At 71.8% G+C, this 6,434-nt stretch carries 6 protein-coding genes; 3 read left to right on the top strand and 3 right to left on the bottom strand.

The window, feature by feature from the left end; genetic code table 11:
- The coding region (locus KDL01_RS38120) for a glycoside hydrolase family 3 N-terminal domain-containing protein (protein ID WP_212533586.1) at positions 1–1,232 on the top strand (1,232 nt) is incomplete at its 5' end.
- 91 nt (positions 1,233–1,323) lie between these two features.
- Here the strand turns inward: KDL01_RS38120 and KDL01_RS38115 are convergent.
- The 3 genes from KDL01_RS38115 to KDL01_RS38105 form a co-directional block, all read right to left on the bottom strand.
- Entirely contained in the window at positions 1,324–1,530 is a 207-nt protein-coding gene (locus tag KDL01_RS38115; protein ID WP_212533585.1) for a hypothetical protein, read from the bottom strand.
- Positions 1,531–1,536: 6 nt separating this feature from the next.
- Positions 1,537–2,385 (bottom strand): COG4705 family protein, encoded by an 849-nt coding sequence (locus KDL01_RS38110; RefSeq protein WP_307846775.1) that lies wholly within the window; start codon positions 2,383–2,385, stop codon positions 1,537–1,539.
- Positions 2,386–2,525: 140 nt separating this feature from the next.
- A complete protein-coding gene (locus KDL01_RS38105; protein WP_212533584.1) occupies positions 2,526–4,082 on the bottom strand; it encodes a purple acid phosphatase family protein in 1,557 nt (518 codons plus the stop codon).
- Positions 4,083–4,276: 194 nt separating this feature from the next.
- On the opposite strand from KDL01_RS38105, the gene KDL01_RS38100 reads away from it, so the two are divergent.
- Together KDL01_RS38100 and KDL01_RS38095 are read left to right on the top strand one after the other, a co-directional pair.
- On the top strand, positions 4,277–4,627 hold the full coding sequence (locus tag KDL01_RS38100; protein WP_212533583.1) for an effector-associated constant component EACC1: 351 nt from the start codon (positions 4,277–4,279) through the stop codon (positions 4,625–4,627).
- Positions 4,624–6,387: a caspase family protein gene (locus tag KDL01_RS38095; protein ID WP_212533582.1), complete on the top strand. Its 1,764-nt coding sequence runs from the start codon at positions 4,624–4,626 to the stop codon at positions 6,385–6,387. The genes KDL01_RS38100 and KDL01_RS38095 overlap by 4 nt, the downstream gene beginning before the upstream one ends.
- The last annotated feature ends 47 nt before the right edge of the window (positions 6,388–6,434 follow it).

Genomic DNA, 6,434 nt, shown 5'->3' with positions numbered 1-6,434 from the left:
GCCCCCACTCCCGCCGTCCCCGCGCCGCCGCGGCGGCCCTGCTGCTGACGTTCGCCTGCGCGGTGACCGGCTGTTCCAGCGGCAACGCGGCCCCCGAGGTGTCCGGCTCCGGCAGCGGATCCAGTTCAGGCTCCGGCTCCGGCGCCGGCACGGGGGCCGGTCAGAGCTCGAACGCGGCGAGTTCCACGGCCGCGAAGTCCGGCTCCGCCTCGCCCTCGGCCTCGAGTCTGACGCCGATGCAGCTGGCCGGACAGCGGGTGATCTACTCGTACGCCGGGCTCACTCCGCCCTCGTCCCTGCTCAAACTGATCCGCGAGGGCGAGGTGGGCGGGGTGATCTTCTTCAGCCCGAACATCTCCAGCGCGAGCCAGCTCGCCGGCGTCGTCAAGACGCTGGAGGCCGCGCAGGAGCAGAGCCCGGTGCACCTGCCGCTGCTGCTGATGACCGATCAGGAGGGCGGCGAGATCCGCCGGATCGCCGGCGGCCAGCCGACCGATTCGGAGAAGCAGATCGGCGCGTCCTCCGACGTGGTCCAGGCGGCCTCCCAGGCGGGCAGCGGCGCCGCCGGGACGCTCAAGTCCGCGGGCCTGAACATGAACCTGGCCCCGGTGCTCGACGTCTTCTCCTCGCCGGGCGACTTCGACGACCAGTTCGGCCGTTCCTACAGCAGCGACCCGACCGTGGTCTCCGCCGCGGGCTCCGCGTTCATCACGGCGCAGCAGGCGGACGGGGTGGCCGCGACCGCGAAGCACTTCCCCGGCCTCGGCACCGCGCCCACGAGCGCCGACACCGACTTCGAGCCGGTCACCCTGAACGCCTCGCTGGACCGGCTGCGCTCCGTCGACGAGGAGCCCTACAAGGCGGCCATCGCGGCGGGCGTGGACGTGGTGATGGTGTCCTGGGCGGTCTATCCGGTGCTGGACGACCGCCCGGCCGGCCTGTCCTCGGTCGTGGTGCAGCAGGAGCTGCGCGACCGGCTCGGCTTCAAGGGCGTGACGGTCACCGACGCGCTCGAGGCGGGGGCGCTCAAGGCCTACGGCGGCCCGGGCACCCGCGCGGTGGACGCCGCGCTGGCCGGCATGGATCTGATCATGTGCTCGGAGCAGAACCCGACCCAGGGCGAGCAGGCCACGGAGGCGCTGGCCGCCGCGCTGCAGGACGGCAAGCTCGGCTCCTCCGGCTTCGACGCCGCCGTGAACCGGCTCTGGGCGCTGCGGCAGAAGCTGAGCTAAGCGGCAGAAGCCGAGTTCGACGCGTCCGCCCGCCCGACGCACTCCGAGATCTGATCTCAGGTCCCGGGTGTGTGTCGGGCGGGCGGAGGTGTCAGGGCTGGTCGAGGTGGGTCAGGCTCGCCGGGGTGAGGCTGACCACGTTGCGCCGCCGGTCGTCCGGATCAGGCGTGCGAACGTGCGGGACGGTCATTTCGGTCTGGGCGGTCGGCGAGCCGCACGGCGCCCCTGTGGCCGCAGCGGCGTCCACGGCCGCCACGGCCCCGACGGCGAGCGCGCAGGCCGCGCGCTCCACCTCCACGCACGTCTAGCGCGAGCCGAGTTCCAGCGCCGCGTCGCCGTCCACGGCCGGGGCCGGCGGCGTGGCCGGGTCCCGCTGCACGTCGCGCTTGGTCACGGCCAGGTAGGCGACCAGGACCACGATCAGGGCGGAGAGCGCCACCGCCACCGGGCCGTCGCCCAGGCCCATGCCGCTCACGTCCTTGGCCTTGCCCAGGCCGTCCGCGATCGACGCGCCGAGCGGCCGGGTGACCACGTAGGCCGACCAGAAGCACAGCACCGGGTTCCAGTGCAGCAGCCGCCAGCCGAGCAGCGGGATCAGGATCAGCCCGGCGAACAGCGCGGCCGAGGGGAAGTAGCCCAGCTTCAGCGTGGTGGCGGTGAAGTCGCCGAGCGCGGTGCCCATCGCGAACGTGGAGACGACCGCGGCCCAGTAGAACGCCTCGCGGCGCGGGGTGTCGATGCTGTGGATCGAGAGCGTCCGCTCGGTCCGGCCCCAGGTGATGAACACCGCCCCGAGCACACACGCGTAGAAGATCGTGGACGCGGTGTAGGGCACGTGCAGCGCCACGTGCATCACGTCCGCCGCCATGGTGCCGAACACGCCCACCATGCAGACCGTCAGCCAGTACGTCCACGCCCGGTACCGACCGGTGCGGAACTGCAGCACCAGCGCCGCGGCGAACACCACGAACCCGAGCAGGACCGAGACCGTCGCCCCGAGCGAGGAGTTGACCAGCGCGTCCGAGGTGGCCTCGCCCATCGCGGTGGACAGGCCCTTCACGATCCAGAACGCGAGGGCCACTTCGGGCACTCGCAGTGCGCCGGAGGTGGTCAGTGCGGAACGGCCGTGGGAATGACGAGATGCTGCGCTCACGGCACCGAAGTATGCCAGCGCGATCGAGGCCCGGACGCGCCCGAACGGGCAATCCCGGCTCTTCTTAACCGCTTCTTTGGAGGTTTTTCCCGGGCGCGCACGCTGCGTCCCGCGCCCTGGCGCAGCGTACCCGGTACCGGTTAGAACGCCGGGCCGAGCCCGGAGAAATCCCGGGTGACGGCGTGGTTACGGTCGGCCGTCGTCCCGAGCGTGTACGCCGGGTAGAGCCCGAGGTACTCGCCGCTGCTGACCTGGCTCCACTGCCGGGCCAGGTCGGTCGAGGACTTGTGGAAGTTCACCGTGTACCCGCCCTCGTACACCTTCAGCAGCGCGAACCCGCCCGGGTACTCCTTGGTCGCCGCGACCTCGAGGAACTCCACCCCGGTGGCCACCGGCGACGCGGTGCGCTGGTTGCGGTGGGTGTGGCCGCTGTGGTGGATGAAGACGCCGGGAGTGGCCGCGTACAGGGCCTCGAGCCGCGCCGCGTCGGCCCGGTCCAGGTCGAAGGAGGGTCCCGAGATGGTCGAGAGGGCCGAGGCGTCGGTGACCGGATGGTGCCCGAACACCAGCGTCGGGCGGTGCGGGTCCTCGGCGAGCAGATCGGTCAGCTCGGCGAACTGCGCGTCCGAGATCGCCCCGCTCGGCAGCGCGAGCGTGCTCGTGTCGAGGCCGAGCAGCCGCAGCCCGCCGAACTCGGTGTGCGTCAAGGTGCCCTGCGGCAGGTCGTAGACCGCGGGCAGGCAGTCGAAGTAGCCCGTCGCGCCGACCGGGGCGCAGCCGTCGTAGGCCGCTCCGGTCTTCGGCTGGTCGTGGTTGCCGCGCGCGACGACGTAGCTGCCGGGAGCGAGCCGGCCGTCCAGCCTCAGCGTGCCGAAGCCGTCGAGCAGCTGCCGGGACTCGGCCAGCTCGGTGGGCAGCGCGGCCGAGCTGACGTCCCCGGCCACCAGCAGCGCGTGCGCTCCGAGCCGGGCTGCCTCGGCCGTCATGGCCCGCGTCATCAGCTCCGGGTACGGCGGCAGCCCGGGCGCCTGGGAGAAGCCGGGCGGGAAGGTGGAGGTGGCCAGGCCGCTCACGGTCTCGCCGATGTGCAGGTCGTTGGCCAGCGCGAGCGTGAACAGGTGCCGTCCGCGCGGCGGGACGAGCGTGGTGACCGAGCCGGGCGCGGCCGAGAGCACCACGCCGGAGGAGAGCAGCTCGGCCAGGATCGCCAGCAGCTGCGCGTCGGTCGGCGCGGGCGGGATCACCACGCCGCCCGCCGGGTACGTCAGCTGCGGCACCATCCGCGCGCTCGCCTGCACCCCGCCCGAGTACGCCGCGTAGTAATAGGTCCGCCCGGGCTCGAGCCCGGTGACCGTGACGTGGTGGTAGGCAGTCTCCCCGCCGTGCTCGACGGCGACGCGGTCGAGCCGGGCCGGGTCGGTGCCGTAGCGCACGTACCCGTCCGTGGCCAGCGGAGCGGGCTCCTGGGCGGGCTGATAAGGGATCGAAGGGTTCGGCGCGGAGGCCGTGTACCAGGTCAGGACGAAGCCGTCGTCGGTGACGGTCACCAGCTCCAGGTCCTGCGGGTAGACGCCCGCGCTCGCGGCGGCGGCCGAGGGTGCGGCGAGCGTGAGCCCCGGCAGGGTGACCCCGGCGGCCGCCCCCACCGCCCCCAGGCGCAGCAACTGACGACGACTCAGATCGCAGCAGTCATGCATGGCGCCCAGGCTAGGACGCCGGGGTGAATTGCCCCCGCCGCCGCGACGAACTGCGTCGGAACTTCAGCCCGGAGGGTCACCCGCGCACCCGGTCGAGTCAGCATGCTGATGGTGGCGCGCCCGTGCTTGCGAACCGGGGTTTCCTCGTCATACCGTCTGCTGAACGTGACGGTGCGTCAGGGGAGGGTGGCTGAGTGGATTTCAAGCTGGCGGTGGTGCAGGGACCGGATCCGGCCGAGGTGTTCGCCGGACTCGTCCAGTGGCTCGGGGACGAGGAGGAGCTGCGCGGCGCGCTGCGCACCGAGTCCGCCCCGATCGAGCCCGGGCACCTCGGTTTCCTGGCCGACACCCTGGTGGTGATGCTGGGCGGCGGGGCGGCCGTCGGCGCGGTGATCGGCTCGCTCCGCGGCTTCTTCAGCCGGCCTCAGCACCGCGACGCGCTGATGGTGTTCGAGCGGCCCGACGGGCAGCAGCTCGAGTTCGGCGCCGGGCAGATCGACCACGCCGAGGCCTTCCTGCGCCGGGCGCTGGAGCAGCAGGAGTGAGCGTCCAACCGGTCGACCCCGCCCGTTCCCGGATCGTGCTGGTCGGCGCGTCCGTGTACGAAGACCCCACGCTGCCGGACGTGCCCGAGATCACCCGGAACCTGGCCGACCTGACCGAGGTGCTCACCGACGCCGGCCTCGGCGCCTTCCCGGCCGAGCACTGTCTCGTCGTACCCGAGGACGCGACCGTCCCCCAGGTCGGCGACGTGCTGCACGACGCCGCCGACAAGGCCGAGGACCTGCTGCTGTTCTACTTCGCCGGCCACGGCCTGATCGGCGAGGACGGCGAATTGCTCCTCGCGCTGCGCGGCACCCGCGAGCGCAACCCGGACTTCAACGCTCTGCCGTTCGAGACCGTCCGCAAGACCTTCCTGAACATCCGCACCAAGGCCAGGAACCGCGTCGTCGTCATCGACAGCTGCTTCAGCGGCCGCGCGACCGGAAAGGCCCTGGCCGGCGAGGCGAAGGCTCTGCTCAACGGCCTGACGATCTCCGGCTCCTACACCCTCGCCTCGGCACCGCCCAACAAACAGGCCCTGGTCCGACCCGGCGAGCAGCACACCGCGTTCACCGGCCGGCTGCTCGACCTGCTGCGTACCGGCTCCGAAGAGCCGGACGAGTACCTGAGCTTCGGCCTGATCTACCGTCACCTGCTCGCCCGGATGACGGCGGAGGGCCTGCCGCACCCCCAGGCCCGCAGCATGGCCCTGACCGACCAGCTCGGCCTCGTCCGCAACCTCGCCTGGCACATCGAGCCCGCCCCGATCCCCGAAGAAATCCGTGAACTGCTCGCGAGCCGCTCCGCGCGAGGCAAGCGCGCGGGCGTCGACGAGCTGCGCGACTGGGTGCAGGACGCCGACCCCCGCAAGGTCCGGGCGGCACGTCAGCAGCTCGCCCAGATCGTCGAGCACGAGATCCCGCAGATCGCCGAGGCGGCCCGGCAGCTGTTGGCCGAGCTGCCAGAGCAGGCGGAGCGGGCACCGCGTGCGGAGGCCCGGCAGGAGGCGCCGGCCCCGCCGGAGCCGGCCGGTTCGACGCCCCTGGAGTTCCGGAGCCCCAGCCGTGCACGCGCCGCCGCGCTCCTCAACGCGGCCGAGGACATCGCCTACTCCATCGAGTACCCCGTGGAGAAAGCCGAGACGCTGGCCAACATCGCCGAAGTTCTCACCGCGCTCGATCCCAACCGGGCCAAGGTGCTCGTGAACGGAGTCGAAGCCCAGTTGAACGTCATCGACAGCTTGCCCGGCCGGGCTCTCGTCCTCGCCAGCCTGGCCAGGGCCGTGTACCCGGTCAGCGTCGTGCGCGCGGAACGGCTCGTCGACCGGGCCCTGTACACGGTCGACGGTCTCACCCCGGCCGATGTGCAGTGGCATCAGCTGTCCTACCTTGCGCAGGCCAGCGCCGCGTTGATCGGGATCGATTCCGACCGGGAGGCGGACATGTACGCCCTCGCGGAGCAATTAGCCCGGGGCGTCGGCGACCGAGACAAGTACGGCATGGTCCTCGCGGCGATGAGCGAGGCCTTCGCGCACACCCACGGCGCTCGAGCGTTGAGCCTGGCCGAGCAGGCCGAGGGCATCTTGGACAAAGCGGAGGATGCGGCGGTCAAGGCGAACATACGCACCAAGATAGTCAGCGCGTACGCCAGAACCGATCATCGCAGGGCCGTGAGGATCGCCGATGGGTGCAGGTCCTGGGCGGGCTTGATCAGCTGGGGAGTTTCCGGATTCTCGAGACAGACCTGTGGCGTATGGCCCTAGCGTGGTGTCGAGGCCCGCAGTGAATGTGGGTTCTGATGCACCGTGCT

This window comes from Actinospica durhamensis, assembly GCF_018139695.1.
GTDB lineage: Bacteria > Actinomycetota > Actinomycetes > Streptomycetales > Catenulisporaceae > Actinospica > Actinospica durhamensis.
The sequence above is the reverse complement of the archived record's forward strand: the minus strand, read 5'-3'. Positions and strand labels throughout refer to the sequence as shown.